Origin of the sequence: Pseudomonas sp. efr-133-TYG-103a, from assembly GCF_030209235.1 — a bacterium.
Taxonomy (GTDB): Bacteria; Pseudomonadota; Gammaproteobacteria; order Pseudomonadales; family Pseudomonadaceae; genus Aquipseudomonas.
The window spans coordinates 64,637-85,537 of record NZ_JARVSK010000021.1 but is presented as its reverse complement, the minus strand read 5'-3'; the positions used below and the strand labels follow the sequence as shown (position 1 = coordinate 85,537).

Below are 20,901 nucleotides of genomic sequence, written 5' to 3'. Positions count from 1 at the left end.
CGCTTTCACTGGAACCTCCCGGTTGCCAATCCCGCCCGCATTGCCCCGATCATCTCGCCCCTGATCTAATCTTGCCTGTGCCGTCCGAACCCAGCCTCGACCCGCACCCACGCGTGCGGGGGAGTGAGTCGTCGTTCGATTCTGTCCTGCCGCGAAGGAGCAACTGACCATGGAATGGCTTGCGGATCCCACCGCCTGGCTCGGCCTTCTGACCTTGATCGTGCTCGAGCTGGTGCTGGGCATCGACAACCTCGTCTTCATTGCGATTCTCGCCGACAAGTTGCCGCCCGAGCAGCGTGACCGCGCGCGGGTGCTTGGCCTGTCCCTGGCGCTGATCATGCGTCTGGGGCTGCTGGCGAGTATCTCGTGGATGGTGACCCTCACCGAGCCGTTGTTCGAGATATTCGGCAAGTCGTTTTCGGGGCGCGATCTGATCATGCTGTTCGGCGGCGTCTTCCTGCTGTTCAAGGCGACGATGGAGCTGCACGAGCGCCTGGAAGGGCATGTGGCGCAGCACTCCGGCAGCACGACCTACGCGCTGTTCTGGCCGATCGTGGCGCAGATCGTGGTGCTCGATGCGGTGTTCTCGCTGGACGCCGTGATCACGGCGGTGGGGATGGTCGACGAACTGGCCGTGATGATGATCGCGGTGATTTTCTCGATCGGCATCATGATCATCGCCAGCAAACCGCTGACGGCGTTCGTCAACGCGCACCCGACCGTTATCATGCTCTGCCTGGGTTTCCTGATGATGATCGGCTTCAGCCTGACCGCCGATGGCCTAGGCTTTCATATCCCCAAAGGTTACCTGTACGCCGCCATCGGATTTTCGATCCTCATCGAGGTCTTCAATCAGGTTGCCCGATCGCGCCGCAAACGCAGCCTCAAGGGCGATCTGCCGCGTCGTGAACGCATGGCCCACGCAGTGCTTCGCCTGCTGGGCGGGCGCAAGCCGAATGCCGAAGACGTGGGCGAGGAGATTGCCGACATGCTCGATGGCGACAGCGGGGAAGTGGTCTTCGATCGTCGTGAGCGCGTGATGATCAGTGGCGTGCTGCAGTTGGCGCAGCGGCCGATTCGCAGCGCCATGACCGTGCGCAACGATGTCGACATGCTCGACCTGGATGATGATCCGCAGGCCATCCGGCAACGACTGCTGAGTTCCTCTTACTCGCGGCTGCCGCTGATCCGTGGCGGGCGGGTGGAGGAGCCTCTGGGTTTCGTGCATAAAAAGGAAATGCTCAACGCGCTGCTGTCCGGGACCGAGCCGAATCTGGAGCACTTGGCACGGCCGAGCCTGAACCTGTTGGAAAGCTTTTCGATCCTCAATGCGCTGGAGCAGATGCGCGCGCAGTCGACGCACATCGCCTTCGTGATCAACGAGTTTGGGGATTTTGCCGGGATCCTGACCATGACCGATATTCTCGAGTCGATTGCCGGCGAATTGCCGGACGCCTCCGAGGTCGAGGGCCCGGACCTGACCGAAGAGGGCGGGGGCGTGGTGGTCAATGCGGCGATGAACCTGGATCACCTGCGCGAGCGGATCGGCTTCAAGGCGCGCCCGACAGAGGACTATCAAACCCTCGCCGGTCTGGTCATGAGCCTGCTTGATCGCCTGCCGGTAACGGGCGATCAGCTGCAGTGGGCGGGCTGGAACATCGAGGTGGTGCAAGTCCAGGAGCGTCGGGTTACCAAGGTCTTGCTGCGTCAGCAGTAAACCGCGGCGAACCGGAAAAACAAAAAGGCCTGCGCGATGCAGGCCTTTTCGTTCAACTCAGACGCGTTTACTGCGCCGCGACTTGCGGCGGAGTCTCGGGTTGGCGCGCCACTTTCTCCATGATTGCGAAGTCGCTCAACCCTTTCTGCGCATACGGGTCGCCGATCAGCCTCGGACGCGCCTTGAAGTCCAGGCTGACCAGGCTCTTGGTGGTGTCCAGCTCGTCAAAGCTCAGGCCGGCCAGTTGCGCCCAGGTGTGGATCAGGTTGGAGCTGGAGTAAGGACGGCTGTGAATGCTGTCGAAATTCCAGTCGTGGGTTTCACGCCACTTCGGTGAGGCGTAGGCAATGAACGGCACGGTGTACATGGGAATCGTCGGCTTCTTCTCGTTGCGTCCCAATGTGGCGTGACCCGCCGAATCGAACACGTCCTCGCCATGATCGGACAGGTACAGCAAGAAGCCATTGGGGTCAGCCTTGCCATATTCCTTGATCAGGCTCGAAACCACGAAATCGTTGTACAGCACCGCATTGTCGTAGCTGTTGTACAGCTCGAGTTTGCTGTCATCGATGGCCGCAGGCACGCCGTCACGGCCGGTGAATTTCTCGAACGACTGCGGATAACGGTACTGATAGGCCATGTGCGTGCCCAGCAGATGAACGACGATCAGCTTGCGCGGCGCGGCATCGCCCAGCGCCTTGGCGAAGGGTTCAAGCACGTCGCCGTCATACTGGCGCGCATTCTGGTTGCGGTTGTTGTTCAGGTAGACCTGCTCGTCGGCCTGCTCGGAGAAGGTCGTGAGCATGGTGTTGCGTTTGGTCATCGTCTGCTGGTTGGTGATCCAGAAGGTCTTGTAACCCGCCTGCTTCATCACGCTGACGATCGAAGGCGTCTTCAGGTACAGGTCGGGGTTTTCTTCGTCAGCGAACGTCAGCACCTGTTGCAAGGCTTCAATGGTGTAAGGCCGCGGCGTGATCACGTTGTCGAACACCTGCAACTGATCTTTCATGGCGTCCAGGTTGGGCGTGGTCTGGCGCGGATAGCCATACAGATGCATGCGCCCACGGTTGGTCGACTCGCCGATGACCAGCACCAGCGTGGTCGGCAGCCCGGCCTGTTGATCTTTCAGGTTCTTCAGCGGCGCGATGTTGCTGCTGCTGGTGAGCATGTCTTGCATGCTGTCCAGTTGTTGGGTGTAGCGGTGATAGGCGACGATCATCTGCCACGGCACGGCGGGCTCGACGCGTGATTCGAACGCCTCGAGGCCTTCGGCCGTGGTCTCATGGCGCGACATCTGTTTGGCCAGCGGGTAGCCGATGATCGCGACCAGCAGCGCGGTCGCCACGATCCACGCGCGACCGCGGGGCATGTACACCGGGCGCAGGCGGGTCCACAGGAAGATCGCGAACGCAGTATGGGCGATGAACGCCAGGACGATCCACCACGCGAAGTACTGCGTCATGTACTCGCCCGCTTCAGAGATGTTCGATTCGAACATGATGAAGATGACGCTCTGCGAGAATTCTTGCTGATAGATGAAGAAGTAACCCAGGCTGGCCATCGAGCAGGCCCAGAGGATCACGCCGATGACGGCCGCCATTACGCGGGTCTGTCTCGGGAACACCAGCATCGGCGCCAGCCAGATCGCGCTCAGCACGAATGCCTGGCGAAAGCCCGCGAAACCGGTGATGCCGGTCAGCTGAATGAGGAGTTGCGTGATCCCGGAGAAATACCAGAAGAATACGAACAGCCAGATCAGGCCAGTCCAGTCAAAACCTTTCGGAGCAGCGGCGCTCCGGTGCATCGTTGTCATGTGACGCTCCAGCTGTGAATCTCGAGCGGCAAGGTGCCGCGTCGCATCGTCTGATGGCGGCTAAGTGCCATCATCTGTTTTACAGTGGCGCGATTATGGTGCGGCGGACGTGAAAATTATGTCAGCTGTGTGTCAGTAGGGTGTCGAGTAGCTCAGGGAAGGGATTGTGCAAGGCGCGGGAACGTTACAGAGTGTGTCTGGTCGGACGAATGTCCAGAGGTCTGGATGGCGTTGGCGGGGAAAATGCTGGACTGGGCATGCATCGGCAAGCCAGCGGATCGGGCTTGCCTCAGGACGAACGTGGCAGGGAGAGTCAGGCTTGCAGGGCAGTGCCGCTGCTGACCAACTGAGCGTGTTGCAGCATCATGGTCAATTGGGTGACTTTCTTCTGCAGCTGATCGCGTTCTTCCTTGAGCTGGCGCAGCTCGTCACGACGGACAGTGACGTACAGAGTTTGTGGTGCGTTTGCCGGTAGTACTGTGCCCATTGCTCACCTCGCAAATGGCGGGATTCAACTTCGTAAGGTTCAAGCAGAGACGTTGCCTACCCGACTGTGTCCTTGCTTCCTACCTCTATCGGCGGGAATTCTGATTTCTTTTGCGCAAAAAAGGAACTTTTTTATTTTTAATTGTCGCGAACGTTTCTTGATCGCGAAAACCGGCGTCTTAAGGCAGTCTTGCAGACCTCTGCCTGGCGGTACATGAAACTATTTTCACCGGGAAACCTTCGTTTGCCTCCCCGGACTAACCCTATATGCGGCACTGGGCTATAAAATGAGGCACCCCTGTATTTGATTAAGGAGCACCTCTACATGCAACTCGGGATTGTTGGACTAGGCCGCATGGGCGGCAACATCGCACGTCGACTGATGCTCAATGGCCACACCACTGTGGTTTATGATCGCGATGAGCAGTCTCGCACCGTGCTCGCCAACGAAGGTTCGACGCCAGCCAATGACCTCAAGTCACTGGTCGCCGCACTGGAAAAACCTCGAGCCGTCTGGGTGATGTTGCCTGCTGGCGCTCCAACCGAAGACACCATCAACGTGCTGGCCGACCTGCTGGATGAGGACGATGTCATCATCGACGGCGGCAACACGTTCTATAAGGACGACGTCCGTCGCTCCATCGCGCTCAAGGAAAAAGGCCTGCATTACGTCGATGTCGGCACTTCGGGCGGCGTCTGGGGCCTGGAGCGTGGCTACTGCATGATGATCGGCGGCGAAACCGAGGTCGTCGATCGCCTTGATCCGCTGTTCAAGACTCTGGCACCGGGCATCGGCAACATCCCGCGCACCAAAGACCGCGCCAAGGATGCCGACCCTCGCGCCGAGCAGGGCTACATCCACGCCGGCCCGCCGGGCGCCGGCCACTTCGTCAAGATGATCCATAACGGTATCGAGTACGGGATGATGCAGGCCTTCGCCGAGGGCTTCGACATCCTCAAGACCAAGAACTCGGACAACCTGCCCGCCGAACAGCGTTTCGACCTGAACCTGGGTGATATCGCCGAAGTCTGGCGTCGCGGCAGCGTGGTGTCGTCCTGGCTGCTGGACCTGACCGCCGATGCACTGGCGACCGATCCTCAGCTTAATGCCTATTCCGGTTCCGTGGCCGATAGTGGTGAAGGCCGCTGGACCATCGAAGCGGCGATGGAGCAGGCCGTGCCGGTTCCGGTGCTGTCCACTTCGTTGTTCGCTCGCTTCCGTTCCCGTCAACAAAGCACGTACGGCGACAAGATGCTCTCCGCCATGCGTTTCGGATTTGGTGGTCATAAGGAACCAAAATAATGGGTTTATCCCGAAGCAAGCAGAAAGCCCCGGTCGCCCCGGCGACCACGCTGTTCCTGTTCGGCGCGCACGGTGATCTGGTCAAGCGACTGCTGATGCCGGCCCTCTACAACCTGTTCCGTGACGGACTGGTTGGCGAGGACTTGCACATCGTCGGCGTTGACCACAACACCGTCAGCGATGCCGACTTCGCCAGGAAGCTGGAAGACTTCATTCGCCAGGAGGCGGCCAACAAGGTCGCCCAGGGCGGGGAAGAGCCTCTGGATCCGGCGCTGTGGGGCAGTCTGGCCAAGCGCATCACCTACATCACAGGTGATTTTCTCGACGATGCGACCTACAGCGCCATCGACGACAAGATCAAAAGCACCGGCACGCGCAATGCCGTGTTCTACCTGGCGACCGCGCCGCGCTTCTTCAGTGAAGTGACCAAGCGTCTCGGCTCCTCGGGGCTGATGGTCGAGGGCGACGATCATTTCCGTCGCGTGGTGATCGAGAAACCGTTTGGTCATGACCTGCCCAGCGCCGTGGCGCTGAACAACTGCTTGCTGAAGGTCATGAGCGAGAAGCAGATCTATCGGATCGATCACTATCTGGGCAAGGAAACGGTACAGAACATTCTGGTCAGCCGTTTCTCCAATGGCCTGTTCGAATCGTTTTGGAACAACCATTACATCGACCATGTGCAGATCACCGCCGCTGAAACCGTCGGGGTCGAGACGCGCGGCAGTTTCTATGAAACCACCGGCGCGCTGCGGGACATGGTGCCCAATCACCTGTTCCAGTTGCTGGCGATGGTCGCCATGGAACCGCCGGCGGCTTTCGGAGCCGACGCCGTGCGCGGTGAAAAGGCCAAGGTCATCGGCGCGATCAGGCCGTGGTCGGAAATGGAAGCGCTGGCCAACTCGGTGCGTGGGCAGTACACCGAAAGCACGATCGGCGATAAGAGCGTGCCGGGTTACCGTGAAGAGGACCGCGTCGCGGCGGACAGCAATACGGAAACCTATGTCGCGCTCAAAGTCATGGTCGATAACTGGCGATGGGTCGGTGTGCCGTTTTATCTGCGCACCGGCAAGCGCATGAGCGTGCGCGACACCGAAATTGCGATCTGCTTCAAGCCTGCGCCTTATGCGCAGTTCCGGGACACCGACGTGGACCGCGTAGCGCCTAACTTCCTGAAGATCCAGATCCAGCCCGACGAAGGCATGTGGTTCGACCTGCAGGCGAAAAAGCCAGGGCCGACCCTGGACATGCAGACCATCGAGCTGGGCTTCGCGTACAAGGACTTCTTCGAGATGCAGCCATCGACCGGGTACGAAACCCTGATCTATGACTGCCTGACCGGCGATCAGACCCTGTTCCAGCGGGCCGACAATATCGAGAACGGCTGGCGTGCCGTGCAGCCCTTCATCGATGCCTGGGCCAAGGATCCGCAAGTGGAGTTCTACAAGGCCGGTGACGATGGCCCAGCGGCGGCGGATGAACTGCTGGCCCGCGATGGCCACAGCTGGCAACGTCTGGGATGAGTGAAGCCACGCAACCCCTCATCCGTTTCATGCTGTCCGACATCGATGGCACGTTGCTGCGACCCGATCACAGCCTGAGTCAGGCCAACATCGACGCGGTGCGCAAGCTGCAGGCAGCCGGGATTCATTTCTCGGTGGCCAGCAGTCGGCCGCCCCGCGCCATGCGTCAGCAGATCGAGGCACTGGGCATCGAAGTGCCGACCGTGGCCTTCAACGGCGCCAACATCATCAAGCCCGACGGCAGTTTGCTCAAGGCTCATCGCATCGACCCGAAAGCGGCGCGAACCAGCCTTGAGCTGTTTGCCGGCGAGAACGTGTCGGTGTGGGTGTTCGCCGACGACCAATGGCTGCTGCTCGACCCGCAAGGGGATTACGTCGAGCACGAGCGCAACACGCTGGGTTATGACTTCGTGCAGGTCGAGCATTTCGAGGATTACCTTGATCGCATCGACAAAATCGTCGCCGCCAGCAAGGACTTCGAACTGCTCAAGCGTCTTGAGGTCCAGCTCAATCCGCTGATTGCCGAGGCTGCAAGGGCGGCGCGCTCGCAGTCGTATTACCTGGACGTGACCGCGCTGGACGCCAATAAGGGGTCGGCGCTGGAAACACTGGCGCAGACGCTGGGCGTCGATCTGGCGCACACGGCGGCCATCGGTGACGCCGGCAACGACGTCGCGATGTTTCTGCGTGCCGGGCTGTCGATCGCGATGGGTCAGGCAGAAGTCGGCGTCAAGACGCAGGCCAACTACGTCACCGACAGCAACACGGAGGACGGCCTGGCGGCTGCCATCGAGCGTTACATCCTGCCGCGCTGACTGGCGCGGCACCTTCCTGCAGCCGTCCGGCCAGCCGATCGTCGCGTCTTCACGAGTGATCGTCAGCGTGCCGTGCGCCTGCGGGCTTCTCAGACACCAGGAGGAATTCTGTTCCCATGGCTGTATTGATCGAAGATTACGCGCTGCTCGGCAACTGCCGGACTGCCGCGCTAGTGGCCCGCGACGGGTCGCTGGACTGGTTGTGTTTCCCGCGTTTCGACGCCCCAGCCTGTTTTGCCGCGTTATTGGGTGACAGCGACAATGGCCGCTGGAAACTGGCGCCCACCGATGCAAAAAGCCAGTCGCGGCGGCGCTACCGTGACGGCACGCTGATCCTCGAAACCCTGTTCACCAGCGACACCGGCCAGGCGTTGCTCATCGATTTCATGCCGATGGAGGTCGACAGCAGCGTGGTGCGCATCGTCGTTGGGCTGCAGGGCCGGGTCGATTTCGCCATGGACCTGGCCATCCGTTTCGACTACGGCAGCACCGTGCCGTGGGTCGAGAAGCGCGATCCACACACCATGACTGCCGTCGCCGGACCTGACATGTTGGTGCTGCGCACGCCCGCCGAACTGCATCCGCTGGATCATCACACCGAAAGCCTGTTCACCGTTCAGGCCGGCCAGCGCCTTGGTTTTGCATTGTCCTGGCAGGCTTCCCACGAACCGGTGCGCGAAGCGTTCGACGTCGAGCGCGCGTTGCAGCAGACCGAGTCCTTCTGGCGGGCGTTTTCCGATCGCTGCCCGGACGTTGGTCCCTTGACCGAACAGGTCAAGCGCTCGTTGATCACGCTCAAAGCGATGACCTATGCGCCCACTGGCGGGATCGTCGCGGCGGTGACCACCTCGCTGCCGGAACAATTGGGCGGCGAGCGCAATTGGGATTACCGTTTCTGCTGGCTGCGCGATGCCACCATGACGCTGCTGGCGTTCATGAATCTGGGTTATTACGAAGAGGCCACCGCGTGGCGTAACTGGCTGTTGCGTTCGGTGGCCGGCAACCCCGAGCAAGTGCAGATCATGTACGGGCTGGGCGGCGAGCGGCGTCTGCCGGAATATCAGTTGCCGTGGCTGGCAGGGTACGAGCACTCACGGCCGGTGCGCGTTGGCAATGCCGCTGCCACCCAGATGCAGCTGGATGTCTATGGGGAAGTGGCGGATGCAATGACCCAGGCGCTGAAGAGCGGTTTGCCGCGTCTGCCGCGCAGCACGCAGATCCAGAAAGTGATCATGCCGTTTCTGGAAAAGGTCTGGCACCTGCCCGACGCCGGTATCTGGGAAATTCGCTCCGAGCCTCGGCACTTCACGCACTCGAAAGTCATGGCCTGGGTGTCGTTCGATCGTAACGCCGGCGTGCTGGCGCAAAGCGACAGTCAGGAAGAGCGCGAGCGCGGACGACATTATCGGCAGATCGCCGACCAGATTCATGCCGACGTTTGCGCCCACGGCTATGACGAGGCGCTGGGCAGCTTCGTGCAGACCTACGGCGGCAAGGAACTGGACGCCAGCCTGCTGCAGATCGCGCTGACCGGGTTTTTGCCGGTGGACGATCCGCGGGTGATGGGCACGGTCGCGCAGATCGAGCAATCGTTGATGCAGGACGGTTTGCTGCTGCGTTATGACAGTGAGCGCAGCACGGACGGCGTGTCCGGCAGCGAAGGAACATTTCTGGTGTGCTCGTTCTGGCTGGCCGACGTGTACGTGCTGCAGGGACGCGAGGAGGAGGCGAGCGCGCTGTTCGACCGCTTGTGCGGGTTGTGCAACGACGTGGGCCTGCTTGCCGAACAATACGACCCGCGTGCCGGGCGCATGCTGGGCAACTTCCCGCAGGCGTTCAGCCACATCGGCATCATCAATACGGCGCTGAACCTGCATCGCGTGGTCTGCCCGGTCAAGACGCGGGCGACTGCGAAGCTGCTGGCCAGTTGAGTCGACGCCGCCGACTTCGGCGTGCGCCTTCAGCGGGCCTTGCGGAAGGTGAAGTTGATGCGTTGCTCGCCCAGTTGCGGGTGCTCGGCCTGTCGGATGGGCATGACCCCGTGATAGCGCAGGCGATCTTCGCCGCCCCAGACCACCACATCGCCATGAAACAACGGCACGCGCTGCGTGCCGTCACTGCGGGCATGGCCGCCGAACAGGAACATCGCGGGAATGCCGAGCGACACTGACACCACCGGCCAGCCATGATCGCGCTCGTCCTTGTCCTGATGCAGTGACATCTTCGCGCCGGGTATGTAGCGGTTGATCAGGCAGGCATCTGGCTCGAATCCGGGAAAACCGCCGGCCTCGGCAGCCGCTCGTGCCAGCTCCCGGAAGACCTCCGGCATGTCCGGCCATGGCTGGCCGGTGGCTGGATCGACGGGGCTGTATTTATAGCCGCTGCGGTCGGTGGTCCAGCCATATTGCCCGCAACTGGTCAGTGCCACCGACATGGTGTAACCGCCGGGCGTGACCATGTGGCGAAAGGGCGCCTGGTTCAGAACGGCTTCCAGCGCTGGCAGCAGTCGCGCCATCAGCGGCAGGGCAAAACCACGCAACACCCATGACTGCGGACCGATCTGCTCCGTTGCTGGCGGCTGCGCAGCCTCATCGGCAAACAGGTCGAAAGTGGCGGGCGTCATCCCTTTGCGTTGTATCATCGCGGCGCTACCGGAATTACAGTGCTTTGCTGACCTTGACGTCGCTGATCACATCGTCGCTGCCGCTGTGCATTTTCTGCAGCGCGGCCAGGGCTTCGTCGGCGGAAGGGGATTGCAACAGGGCAAATTCGAAACGGCGCTCACCGTTGAGCTTGTAGCTGATGGCGTATTTGATCACGGGGGCAGGGCTATTCACGGTTGACTCCTTGGCGACAGCTTGACGGCGTGCGCGAGAACACAAGGTTTTCACGTGGGCCGGTGTTCAATGGGCGCATCAGCTCAGGCGCGAAGATGAGCGTCGGACGATCTTGATTGAATGGGTGAAAGTGGTTTTGCGACCACCGTGAGTGTCCATCTTGCGCCCGGCGGTATCGATGGTGATGTTCCAGAAGCCGGTGCTCGGCACGGCAATCTTGGCCGGAAAGCGATCGAATGCGCCGCCGTGGTAAGTGTGGCGTCCGCCGTTCTTGAAGCTGCGGAAATTCGCGTCGCTCATCAGGCGTATGTTGCAGAGCTGGGAGCACTCGATGACGACCATGTCGTCTTCGTTGAGGTGCTCGCGCTGGTGTACGAATTTCATGGGTGTCTCCGGAGACAGGGCATTCTCGAAAACGCGAAAAGATAGCACGGCACGCCTGGTCGTTGCTCGTCGTCGCGGTTTTTATTGCCGCGCCGCAGGGGAAAGGTCACAGGCGCCGGGATTTAATTCAAGCATGGCTTGTCGTAAGCACCTTTACTGGAGGGATTGTATGAAACTGGCGGTTGTTATTCTGGCTCTGGCGATGACAGGTTGTGCGACCGTCAACGACATCGAGCACACTCCCGCGACAATGAGCGTCATGTCGGGCAAGAGTCCCAAGGACTATGCATCCTGCTTCGTCGGACGCATCGCCGACAGCCGCAAACCTCCGCAGATCGAGCCCCGCCACGCCGGGTTGCGAGTGATCGTTCCGCAGAAGCTCATGAGCAGCGATCCGGCTGCGATCGTCGACATCGAACCGCGCTCCAGTGGCAGTTCGATCAAGCTGTTCGAGCGCATGGGCAATAATCCGTTGCGCCCCAAAGACGTGCAGCACGCAGTTACCGCCTGTATCTCGGGCGAATGAGGGAAGGGGGGCTTCTGAGGAGGCCAGCCCGTCGGCGCCTGCCTGCCGGGGCTGGCCAATGGCGTTACTTGCAGACCACCAGCACGCTGCGCGTCTTGTAGTTGCCGACGTCGACGCCCAGGGTTTTGTCGTCATCTTTGGGTTGCGGTGTGCCGTTCGTGCTGACGATGTTGTAGCCGGTACCGGCGCAGGATGCGTCGGCCTTCTCGTAGCACGCGGCCCATGACATCGCCTCGCCGGAGCAGTCGATGTTCAGGCCCTGCTGGCCGTTCTTGAGGTAAGTGTTTTGTGCGGTGGCACAGCCTGTCAGGCCCAGTACTGCAATGATGGACAAAATCTTGGTCATGTTCAGGTGCTTCACAATGAGGGGCCGAATAGCGGCAGCAATTGTCAGACTTGGGCGCGGTGCCATCGTTCCGGCATCATCGAAGAATTTTTAACCGGAAGGCTTTCTGGGGGTGTGCCGGGGCCGCCCCGTTGCGAGGCGGCCGGCAGCGGTCTCAGTTTTTCTTGTCCGCCCGGCGACGCGGCGCTGGCGTGTCCTGGAACACCGCCGCGACCTCGATGGCGCTGCTCTCGCTGGCGAACGGCCCGGCGACCGCCTCTTCATCGTGCCCCACCAGCCACCACTGGCCGTCCTGCAGTTTTTTGATCTGGTAACCGTTTACGCTTTTGACTTCCGACATCGATCCGTCTCGACAAGTGATTCAGCTGCTTATGATAAAGCGCGGCGGGTAAAGGGCAATCGCAGTTTTCCTGCACGCAGGCGTTAACGCGGCTACGCTCTCGTGGGTCACTGAATGGCCGTTGCGCTGAGAAGGATCACCACGCACGAGTGACCGGAGGGACTAAGAATAATCAGCGGGTCATGCGCCGCGCCTGTCTACGGGATCCGTTCGCCCAGGCTTGCCATCGTATTCTCGGGAATTGTGTGGAACTATCTGCGCAACTATTCCTCTACCATGGCAGCGAACGGCCAGTGGCGGCCATTGTAAGGTCATCGCCGCCTCATTAGACTGCGCCGCAACACCCCCAGCCTCATCAAGGACTCATATGATCAAGAAATGCTTGTTCCCTGCAGCCGGTTACGGCACTCGCTTCTTGCCAGCGACCAAAGCCATGCCCAAAGAGATGCTGGCAGTTGTCAACAAGCCACTGATCCAGTACGGCGTGGAAGAAGCACTTGCTGCGGGTTTGAATGAAATCTCCATCGTGACCGGTCGCGGTAAACGCGCCCTGGAAGACCACTTCGACATCAGCTACGAGCTCGAACACCAGATCAAGGGCACCGACAAAGAGAAATACCTGGTCGGTATCCGTCGCCTGATCGACGAATGCAGCTTCTCCTACACCCGTCAGACCGAAATGAAAGGCCTGGGCCACGCGATCCTTAGCGGTCGTCCGTTGATTGGTAACGAGGCGTTCGCCGTGGTGTTGGCGGATGACCTGTGCGTGAACCTGGATGGCGAAGGCGTTCTCGCGCAGATGGTCAAACTGCACAATCAATACAAGTGCTCGATCGTGGCGATTCAGGAAGTCGACCCGAACGAAACCAACAAGTACGGCGTCATTGCCGGTGAAGAAATCAAGCCCGGCCTGTTCCGCGTGACCGACATGGTCGAGAAGCCAAAGCCTGAAGATGCGCCGTCGAACCTGGCGATCATCGGTCGCTACATCCTGACCCCGGACATCTTCGAGAAGATCGAACAGACCGAGCCAGGCAAGGGCGGCGAGATCCAGATCACTGACGCCCTGATGAAGCAGGCCGCCGAAGGCAATGTGCTGGCCTACAAATTCAAAGGCAAGCGTTTCGACTGCGGTGGCGCCGAAGGCTACGTGGAAGCGACCAACTTCTGCTTCGAGCACTTCTACAAGACGGGTAAATCCACCCAGTAACACGACTGTGCCGGAAAATCTCTGGTAGCTGTATGTCAGATAAAGCCACCTTCGGGTGGCTTTGTCGTTTCTGTCCTACAGAACTTGCCGAGAGCGCTGGAGCGGTTATGCTAGCGGCCTGCCAAGGAGACAGAAATGACCTACGACTTCGACCTTTTCGTGATCGGCGCCGGTTCCGCAGGCGTCCGCGCCGCACGGTTTTCCGCCGGTTTTGGTGCACGCGTGGCGGTCGCCGAAAGCCGGTATCTGGGAGGCACCTGCGTCAACGTAGGCTGTGTGCCGAAGAAGTTGATGGTCTACGGCGCGCATTTTTCCGAAGAATTCGAACAAGCCAAAAGTTTTGGCTGGAGCAGCGGCGAAGCCGAATTCGACTGGCCGACGCTGATTGCCAACAAGAATCAGGAAATCAGCCGTCTCAACGGTGTTTACCGTGGCCTGCTCGATAACAGCGGCGTGACTTTGATGGAAGGGCATGCGCGTCTGCGCGGGCCGCACGAGGTCGAGGTCAACGGCCAGGTGCATACCGCCGAGCACATCATGATCGCCTCCGGCGGCTGGCCGCAGATTCCGGAGATCCCCGGCCGCGAGCACGCCATCACGTCCAATGAAGTGTTCTTCCTCAAGCAGATGCCCAAGCGTGTCGTCGTGGTCGGTGGCGGTTACATTGCCGTGGAGTTCGCCTCGATTTTCAATGGTCTCGGCGCCGAGGTGTCGCTGATGTACCGCGGCGAGCTGTTCCTGCGCGGCTTCGATGACAGCGTGCGCACGCACCTGCATCAGGAGCTGACCAAGCACCAGATGGACATCCGCTTCAACACACAGATCGAGCGCATCGAGAAGCTGGCCGACGGCACCCTCGAGCTGACGCTCAACGATGGCAGCTCGTTCAATACCGACTGCGTCTTCTATGCGACCGGGCGCCGTCCGATGCTCGACAATCTGGGCATGGACACGGTCAACGTCGCGCTCGACGACAAAGGCTTCATCAAGGTCAACGAGCACTATCAGACCAGCGAACCGTCGATCATCGCGGTGGGCGATATCATCGGCCGCGTGCAACTGACGCCCGTGGCGCTCGCCGAAGGAATGGCGGTCGCGCGACGGCTGTTCAAGCCTGAGCAGTACCGCGCCGTGGACTATCGGCACATTCCGACGGCGGTGTTCAGCCTGCCGAATATCGGCACGGTGGGTCTCACCGAAGCCGAGGCGATAAAAGCCGGGCATGATGTGCAGATTTTCGAGAGCCGCTTCCGCCCGATGAAGCTGTCCCTGACGGACAATCAGGAGCGCACGCTGATGAAGCTGGTGGTCGACGCCCAGTCCGATCGCGTGTTGGGTTGCCACATGGTCGGCCCGGATGCAGGAGAGATCGTCCAGAGTCTGGCGATTGCCCTCAAGGCTGGCGCCACCAAGCAGATTTTCGACGACACCATCGGCGTGCATCCGACAGCGGCAGAGGAATTTGTCACCATGCGTACCGCCACGCGCTGACACCGGGGCGGCATTCATGTAAAAGCGTCCGGCCCCATGGATTGGGGCGGGCGAGCTAACGTAATCAGGGACGGACCCACTTTTTGACCAGTACCAGCAAGAGCTTTGCGGCAGCCATGCCTTTGAATCCCGTTGGACCTGACGACCAGGCGTTCTCCAGAGCAGAAGCTCTGCACGAGAGTGAGCGGCAGTTTCGCAGCCTGGCCGATAACATGAGCCAGTTGGCCTGGATCGCCGATCCGGGCGGCAGGATCTATTGGTACAACCAGCGCTGGTACAGCTACACCGGCACCTCTCACGAGGCGATGATGGCGCTGGGCTGGCGCTCGTTGTATCACCCGGATCATCTGCAACGCGTGGAGTCCCGACTGCGCCGCTGCTTCGCCACGGGCTCGATCTGGGAAGACACCTTTCCGTTGCGTGGCAAGGACGGTCTGTACCGCTGGTTTCTCTCCCGCGCATTGCCCATTCGCGACGAAAGCGGCAACATCACCTACTGGCTCGGGACAAGCACCGACATCACCGCCCAGGTCAAGGCGGAGGACGCACTGCGCGAGCTGAACGAAAGCCTTGAACTGCGCGTGGCCGAGCGCACCCGCGAACTGGCGGACATCAACCAGCGGCTGCAGATCGAGATCAGCGAGCGCGCCCAGGCCGAAGAGGCGCTGCGCCACGCGCAGAAAATGGACGCGATCGGTCAGCTCACCGGCGGCATCGCCCACGACTTCAACAACATGCTCACCGGCGTGCTGGGCGCGCTGGATCTGATCCAGCGGCGCGTGGCGGCGGGGCGGGTGTCGGAGATCGATCGCTACATCGATGCGGCGATGAGTTCAGCCAACCGCGCTGCCTCCTTGACCCACCGGCTGCTCGCATTCGCCCGGCGCCAGTCGCTCAATCCGCGCCCGGTGGACGTCAATCGCATGGTCGTGTCCATGGAAGAGCTGTTGCGGCGCACCATTGGTGAAAGCATCGAGCTGGAGGTCGACCTCAACAGCGCCCTGCGTCTGACCAATACCGATGAGCACCAGCTGGAAAACGCGCTGCTGAACCTGGTGATCAACGCCCGCGATGCGATGCCCGACGGCGGACGCCTGCTGATTCAGACCGAGCTGGCCCATGTGGCTGTGCTGCATGATTCTCTGGCCCCCGGCGATTATGTGCGGCTGGGCGTGCAGGACACCGGCTGCGGCATGTCCGGGGAAGTCATCGCGCGGGCCTTCGATCCGTTCTTCACCACCAAACCGATCGGGCAGGGCACAGGACTTGGCCTGTCGATGGTCTACGGCTTCATCAACCAGACCGGGGGACAGGTTCTGATCGACAGCAGCGAGGGCCGCGGCACTCGGGTCGACCTGTACCTGCCGTGTCACTTCCAGCCTGTCGAGCGCCAGGCGGTGGTCGACGACAGCGTCGATCCGCCCCGTGCGGTCCAGGGCGAGCGCGTGCTGGTGGTCGAAGACGAGCCCGACGTCCGCATGCTCGTGGTCGATGTGCTGAGGGATCTGGGCTACACGGTCGAGGTGGCGTCCGACAGTCACACGGCGCTGCCCTTCATTCAGTCGCCGCAGCGCATCGATCTGTTGGTGACGGACGTCGGCCTGCCCGGGCTGAACGGCCGGCAACTGGCTGAGATCGCGCGTCAGCATCGGCCTGGTCTGCGCGTTCTGTTCATTACCGGATACGCGCCAAACGCCGAAATTCGTGGGGATTTCCTCGATGAAGGCATGGACATGCTCACCAAACCCTTTTCCATCGACGCGCTGGCGCAACGCGTCAGAAGCCTGATCGAACCGGCCGCGCAAGGGTGAGTTCGTTGGCCTGTCGATCGCAGATCCGGCATTGTCAGGTCATCGAACGCCCGTGCAGGGCAGCAGAAATCGATGACGTTGACGCTTCACTAATTTCTTCTATTAATAAAGCGCTTTTATAGTGAAAACCAATCGTCAGCATGAGCTTTGCCAATGAGCCCTCGTTGCCGATTGTGCGTAATATCCTTCTCATCGATTTCGCAACGCAAAATTCCACAACCCTAAGGAGTTCCACCCGATGCCTATCATCAACAGCCAAGTAAAACCGTTCAAAGCTACTGCGTACAAGAACGGCAACTTCGTAGAAGTGTCGGACGCCGACCTGAAAGGCAAATGGTCTGTGGTGTTCTTCTACCCGGCTGACTTCACCTTCGTTTGCCCAACCGAGCTGGAAGACCTGGCTGACAACTACGACGCTTTCCAGAAGCTGGGCGTTGAAATCTACAGCGTTTCCACCGACACCCACTTTGCCCACGCTGCCTGGCACAACACTTCGCCAGCCATCGGCAAAATCCAGTACACCATGATCGGCGACCCGACGCTGACCATCTCCCGCAACTTCGACGTGCTGATCGAAGAAGCTGGTCTGGCTGACCGCGGTACTTTCGTGATCAACCCAGAAGGTCAGATCAAAATCGTTGAACTGAACGACGGCGGCGTTGGCCGTGACGCTTCCGAGCTGCTGCGCAAAATCAAGGCTGCTCAGTACGTCGCTGCTCACCCAGGCGAAGTTTGCCCTGCCAAATGGCAAGAAGGCGAAGCGACCCTGGCTCCATCCCTGGATCTGGTCGGCAAGATCTAAGTCCCCATGACTCTCATGGCTGGACCGGGAGCGATGAGCTCTTGAGCACGTAAACCGCATCGCCCCCAAAAAACGCCCGGGCGGTCATCGCCCGGGCGTTGTTTTTTCCAGAATTCAAAGATGAAAAGGAAGCCGAATCATGTTGGACGCCAATCTTAAAGCTCAATTGAAATCGTACCTGGAGCGGATCACTCGCCCGATCGAGATCGTCGCGTCCCTCGATGACGGCGCGAAATCCCAGGAAATGCTGTCGCTGCTCAATGACATCGTCAGCAGCTCCAACAAGATCACCCTGGACACCAATGGAGCCGACGCTCGCACGCCGTCCTTCGCCCTGAACAGCCCGGGCCAGGACATCAAGCTGCGTTTCGCCGGTTTGCCAATGGGTCACGAATTCACTTCGCTGGTGCTGGCGCTGCTGCAAGTGGGCGGCTATCCCTCCAAAGCCAGCGAGGACACGATTGAACAGGCCCGTGCGCTGACCGGCGAGTTCAAGTTCGAGACGTACTTCTCGCTGACCTGCCAGAACTGCCCTGACGTGGTTCAGGCGTTGAACCTGCTGGCGGTGCTCAACCCGAACGTGCAACACGTGGCGATCGAAGGCGGCCTGTTCCAGCAGGAAGTGACTGACCGTCAGATCATGTCGGTGCCGAGCATTTACCTGAACGGCGAGCTGTTCGGTCAGGGCCGCATGGGCCTTGAGGAAATTCTCGCCAAGATCGACACCAGTGCGGGCGATCGTCAGGCCGAGAAACTCAACGCCAAGGAAGCCTTCGATGTCCTCGTCGTCGGCGGTGGCCCGGCCGGTTCGGCCGCAGCTATCTACGCGGCGCGTAAAGGCATTCGCACCGGTGTCGCGGCCGAGCGTTTCGGCGGTCAGGTGCTGGACACCATGGCGATCGAGAACTTCATCTCGGTTCAACACACCGAAGGCCCGAAACTGGCTGTCGCCCTTGAAGAACACGTCAAGGAATACGACGTCGACATCATGAATCTGCAGCGCGGCGATCAGTTGATCCCGGGCAAGGACGGCGAACTGCACCAGGTCAAATTCGCCAGCGGCGGCGTGCTCAAGGGCAAGACCGTGATTCTGGCGACCGGCGCGCGCTGGCGTGAAATGAACGTTCCCGGCGAGCAGCAATACCGCAACAAAGGCGTTGCCTATTGCCCTCACTGCGACGGCCCGCTGTTCAAAGGCAAGCGTGTTGCGGTCATCGGCGGCGGTAACTCGGGTGTCGAGGCTGCTATCGACCTGGCCGGTATCGTTTCCCACGTGACCTTGCTGGAGTTCGACAGCTCGCTGCGTGCCGACGCGGTCCTGCAGCGCAAACTGCACAGCCTGCCGAACGTGACAGTGCTGACCAGTGCCCTGACCAGCGAAGTGACCGGCGACGGTCAGAAAGTCAACGGCCTGCGTTACAAGAACCGCATCACCGGTGAAGAAATCAACGTCGAGCTGGAAGGTATCTTCGTGCAGATCGGTCTGCTGCCGAACACCGAATGGCTCAAAGGCACTATCGAGCTGACGCCACGCGGCGAAATCGTCATCGATCAGCGCGGCGAGACCTCGATCCCCGGCATCTTCGCGGCCGGTGACGTGACGACCGTGCCTTACAAGCAAATCGTGATCGCTGTGGGCGAGGGCGCCAAGGCGTCGCTGAGCGCTTTCGATCACCTGATCCGGACCAGCGCCCCGGCGTGATGTACACCTGAGTCAGCCTGTAAACGAAAAAACCTCATGAGCGATCATGAGGTTTTTTTGTTTTCAGGGCCTGAGCCCCGGTTGGGAGGTATTGATTCGTGAACGGGTTGTTCACGAAAGACTGCCTTCCACAAGTCCGATGCCGGTCCGGGTCTTTGAAGTAACCGGACCGGGCAGGGATTCGACCCTTACGCCCCGCCAACCGGCGTTGGTTGAATGATCTCCACCCAATAGCCGTCCGGGTCCTTGATGAAGGCCAGGCTTTTCATGCGGCCGTCGGTCAGGCGTTTCTGAAAGTCCACGCCCAGTGCTTCGAAGCGCGCGCAGGCGACGTGCACGTCCGGCACCGAAATGCAGATGTGGCCGAAGCCCCGTGGGTCGGTGTTGCCGTTGTGGTAGGCGAACGCCGCGTCCTTTTCGGTGCCGTGGTTGTGAGTGAGTTCAAGAATGCCCGGAATGCCTTTCATCCAGACCGTGCGCGCGGCGTCATCGGCCGGAATCTGCGCCTTGTCGACCAGCGCGAGGAAGTAAAGGCTGAATTCGGCTTCCGGGAAGTCACGCTTTTCCACCAGGCTGAAGCCCAGTACGCGGGTGTAGAAGTCCAGCGAGGCGGTGATGTCCTTGACCCGCAACATGGTGTGGTTGAACACGAATTGTGCAGTGGCGGCGTCCGGCTCAGCGGTGACGCCGGGGAAGGTGTTCAGCTCGTGCAGACTCATGAATGTCTCCGGTAGGTCCTGTAAATGTTGCCGAATGATACGGGTACGCGGCCCATGAGCCAAACCCGAATACGCACGCATTGGCGTCCCGGCCTTGTCGGCACCTGCCGGGTGGCTCACACTTTGTCATTCGACGTTCAGGTGCTGGTCATGATTGCCGCGTTTCGTTTGTTTCTACTTCCTGTCTTTTGTCTGCTCTGGGCATTGCCCGGCGGCGCCTGGGCCACGGATGCAATGATCGTCTGGCCAAGCGACTGGGAAGTCGAATCGCTGCCACCACCGGAGCAGAACCCTGATCATCCTTCGGTGCAGATGCGTCAGCGCGCCGTGAAGAACGACAGCAACGGTGATCCGGCGATGGTGGTGGAGCTGACCCAGACCCGCTTGCAGCCTGGCCATGAGGTCAATGTTCAGGGCGTGTTGCTGGCGATGCGCAAGGCGGTTCAGGTCAACTTCGCCCAGGGTGGTTTTCAAAGCGTGTGCACGAAGATGAAGGACAGCACACTCAGCGCGGTGCCGGCCATGGAAACCACCTGCACCATCACCCAGAACGGCGTGCACGTGATGACCCAGACGCTGGTCGCTGCCGCCAGCAAGGACATGGCCTGGTCGCTGTCTTACGCGGGCTCGGCAGAGGGTTATTCCGCCAACAAGGATCAAGTGCTGCAGATCCGCGACAGCCTGCGTCTGGGCATCACGCCCTGAGTCCGTCGCGACTGAACGATATGCGTCAATTGCAGGGGCAAAAGCAACAGGCAAAAAGAAGCCCGCCGAAGCGGGCATGGGGCGCTAATCCTTTAGCAGCCTTTATCCTGTAGAAGAAGGTGTGAAAAATATGTGAAGAATCGCACCCTTCAGCGGATCGACAAATTCGCGCTCTCGCGAGCCGCGTCATTGATCAATAACACCGTATTCGCTTTGCAGTCAGAGATGCAGGCTGTGCTATTCCAACGCGATATAACAACGCGCTGGTTAATGCATCACGGATTCATCGCAGCGTTGTACGAAGTTGAACGGTTGAGTATTCCCAGGATCGTGCGTTGTGCGAAAAACATCCTGTCAACCGGCGCCGAATG

The 20,901-nt window shown here is 60.4% G+C and carries 18 protein-coding genes and 2 pseudogenes; 12 read left to right on the top strand and 8 right to left on the bottom strand.

Annotated elements, in window-relative coordinates; all coding sequences use genetic code 11:
* Window positions 1–169: 169 nt before the first annotated feature.
* Window positions 170–1,717, top strand: a complete 1,548-nt coding sequence (locus tag QRN36_RS18525) for a TerC family protein (protein WP_285425385.1) — start codon at window positions 170–172, stop codon at window positions 1,715–1,717.
* Between the two features lie 67 nt (window positions 1,718–1,784).
* On the opposite strand, the gene QRN36_RS18520 is transcribed toward QRN36_RS18525, so the two are convergent.
* Both QRN36_RS18520 and QRN36_RS18515 read right to left on the bottom strand, forming a co-directional pair.
* Window positions 1,785–3,530, bottom strand: coding sequence for a phosphoethanolamine transferase CptA (locus QRN36_RS18520; RefSeq protein ID WP_285425384.1), 1,746 nt, complete (start codon window positions 3,528–3,530; stop codon window positions 1,785–1,787).
* A gap of 313 nt (window positions 3,531–3,843) precedes the next feature.
* Window positions 3,844–4,017, bottom strand: coding sequence for a DUF6026 family protein (locus QRN36_RS18515; protein ID WP_093458959.1), 174 nt, complete (start codon window positions 4,015–4,017; stop codon window positions 3,844–3,846).
* 324 nt (window positions 4,018–4,341) lie between these two features.
* Between QRN36_RS18515 and gnd the strand changes: the two genes are divergently transcribed.
* From gnd to QRN36_RS18495, 4 genes are all read left to right on the top strand, one after another.
* Window positions 4,342–5,319: a phosphogluconate dehydrogenase (NAD(+)-dependent, decarboxylating) gene (gene gnd / locus QRN36_RS18510; protein WP_285425383.1), complete on the top strand. Its 978-nt coding sequence runs from the start codon at window positions 4,342–4,344 to the stop codon at window positions 5,317–5,319.
* A complete protein-coding gene (gene zwf, locus QRN36_RS18505; protein ID WP_285425382.1) occupies window positions 5,319–6,842 on the top strand; it encodes a glucose-6-phosphate dehydrogenase in 1,524 nt (507 codons plus the stop codon). Before gnd ends, zwf begins: the two co-directional genes overlap by 1 nt.
* Window positions 6,839–7,657, top strand: a complete 819-nt coding sequence (locus tag QRN36_RS18500) for an HAD family hydrolase (protein ID WP_285425381.1) — start codon at window positions 6,839–6,841, stop codon at window positions 7,655–7,657. The genes zwf and QRN36_RS18500 overlap by 4 nt, the downstream gene beginning before the upstream one ends.
* A gap of 116 nt (window positions 7,658–7,773) precedes the next feature.
* Window positions 7,774–9,588 carry a glycoside hydrolase family 15 protein gene (locus QRN36_RS18495; RefSeq protein WP_285425380.1) on the top strand — a complete coding sequence of 605 codons (1,815 nt, stop codon included), beginning with the start codon at window positions 7,774–7,776 and terminating at the stop codon, window positions 9,586–9,588.
* Window positions 9,589–9,617: 29 nt separating this feature from the next.
* On the opposite strand, the gene alkB is transcribed toward QRN36_RS18495, so the two are convergent.
* The 3 genes from alkB to QRN36_RS18480 form a co-directional block, all read right to left on the bottom strand.
* Complete coding sequence (gene alkB / locus QRN36_RS18490) at window positions 9,618–10,298, bottom strand: DNA oxidative demethylase AlkB (RefSeq protein WP_285425379.1); 681 nt, start codon at window positions 10,296–10,298, stop codon at window positions 9,618–9,620.
* A gap of 16 nt (window positions 10,299–10,314) precedes the next feature.
* Entirely contained in the window at window positions 10,315–10,494 is a 180-nt protein-coding gene (locus QRN36_RS18485; protein WP_285425378.1) for a hypothetical protein, read from the bottom strand.
* 78 nt (window positions 10,495–10,572) lie between these two features.
* Entirely contained in the window at window positions 10,573–10,878 is a 306-nt protein-coding gene (locus QRN36_RS18480; RefSeq protein ID WP_093458953.1) for a DUF1883 domain-containing protein, read from the bottom strand.
* Window positions 10,879–11,047: 169 nt separating this feature from the next.
* Between QRN36_RS18480 and QRN36_RS18475 the strand changes: the two genes are divergently transcribed.
* The gene (locus tag QRN36_RS18475) at window positions 11,048–11,404 is read left to right on the top strand and encodes a hypothetical protein (RefSeq protein ID WP_285425377.1); all 357 of its coding nucleotides are present in this window, start codon (window positions 11,048–11,050) and stop codon (window positions 11,402–11,404) included.
* A 64-nt stretch (window positions 11,405–11,468) separates the two neighbouring features.
* Here QRN36_RS18475 and QRN36_RS18470 read toward each other — a convergent pair whose 3' ends face one another.
* The gene (locus QRN36_RS18470) at window positions 11,469–11,750 is read right to left on the bottom strand and encodes a hypothetical protein (protein ID WP_285425375.1); all 282 of its coding nucleotides are present in this window, start codon (window positions 11,748–11,750) and stop codon (window positions 11,469–11,471) included.
* Between the two features lie 154 nt (window positions 11,751–11,904).
* Complete coding sequence (locus tag QRN36_RS18465; RefSeq protein WP_285425373.1) at window positions 11,905–12,090, bottom strand: hypothetical protein; 186 nt, start codon at window positions 12,088–12,090, stop codon at window positions 11,905–11,907.
* A 367-nt stretch (window positions 12,091–12,457) separates the two neighbouring features.
* Between QRN36_RS18465 and galU the strand changes: the two genes are divergently transcribed.
* From galU to ahpF, 5 genes and pseudogenes are all read left to right on the top strand, one after another.
* The gene (gene galU / locus QRN36_RS18460) at window positions 12,458–13,300 is read left to right on the top strand and encodes a UTP--glucose-1-phosphate uridylyltransferase GalU (RefSeq protein ID WP_285425372.1); all 843 of its coding nucleotides are present in this window, start codon (window positions 12,458–12,460) and stop codon (window positions 13,298–13,300) included.
* A 135-nt stretch (window positions 13,301–13,435) separates the two neighbouring features.
* Window positions 13,436–14,791, top strand: a complete 1,356-nt coding sequence (gorA, locus tag QRN36_RS18455; protein ID WP_285425371.1) for a glutathione-disulfide reductase — start codon at window positions 13,436–13,438, stop codon at window positions 14,789–14,791.
* A gap of 167 nt (window positions 14,792–14,958) precedes the next feature.
* Window positions 14,959–16,602 (top strand): annotated as a pseudogene (locus QRN36_RS18450) (ATP-binding protein); the annotation flags it as partial.
* A gap of 238 nt (window positions 16,603–16,840) precedes the next feature.
* Complete coding sequence (gene ahpC / locus QRN36_RS18445) at window positions 16,841–17,404, top strand: alkyl hydroperoxide reductase subunit C (RefSeq protein WP_017128507.1); 564 nt, start codon at window positions 16,841–16,843, stop codon at window positions 17,402–17,404.
* A 139-nt stretch (window positions 17,405–17,543) separates the two neighbouring features.
* A complete protein-coding gene (gene ahpF, locus QRN36_RS18440) occupies window positions 17,544–19,106 on the top strand; it encodes an alkyl hydroperoxide reductase subunit F (protein WP_093458947.1) in 1,563 nt (520 codons plus the stop codon).
* 188 nt (window positions 19,107–19,294) lie between these two features.
* Here ahpF and gloA read toward each other — a convergent pair whose 3' ends face one another.
* Window positions 19,295–19,825, bottom strand: coding sequence for a lactoylglutathione lyase (gloA, locus tag QRN36_RS18435; protein ID WP_285425370.1), 531 nt, complete (start codon window positions 19,823–19,825; stop codon window positions 19,295–19,297).
* Between the two features lie 54 nt (window positions 19,826–19,879).
* Here gloA and QRN36_RS18430 point away from each other — a divergent pair.
* A pseudogene (locus QRN36_RS18430) lies at window positions 19,880–20,530 on the top strand (DUF4946 domain-containing protein).
* Window positions 20,531–20,901 lie beyond the last annotated feature (371 nt).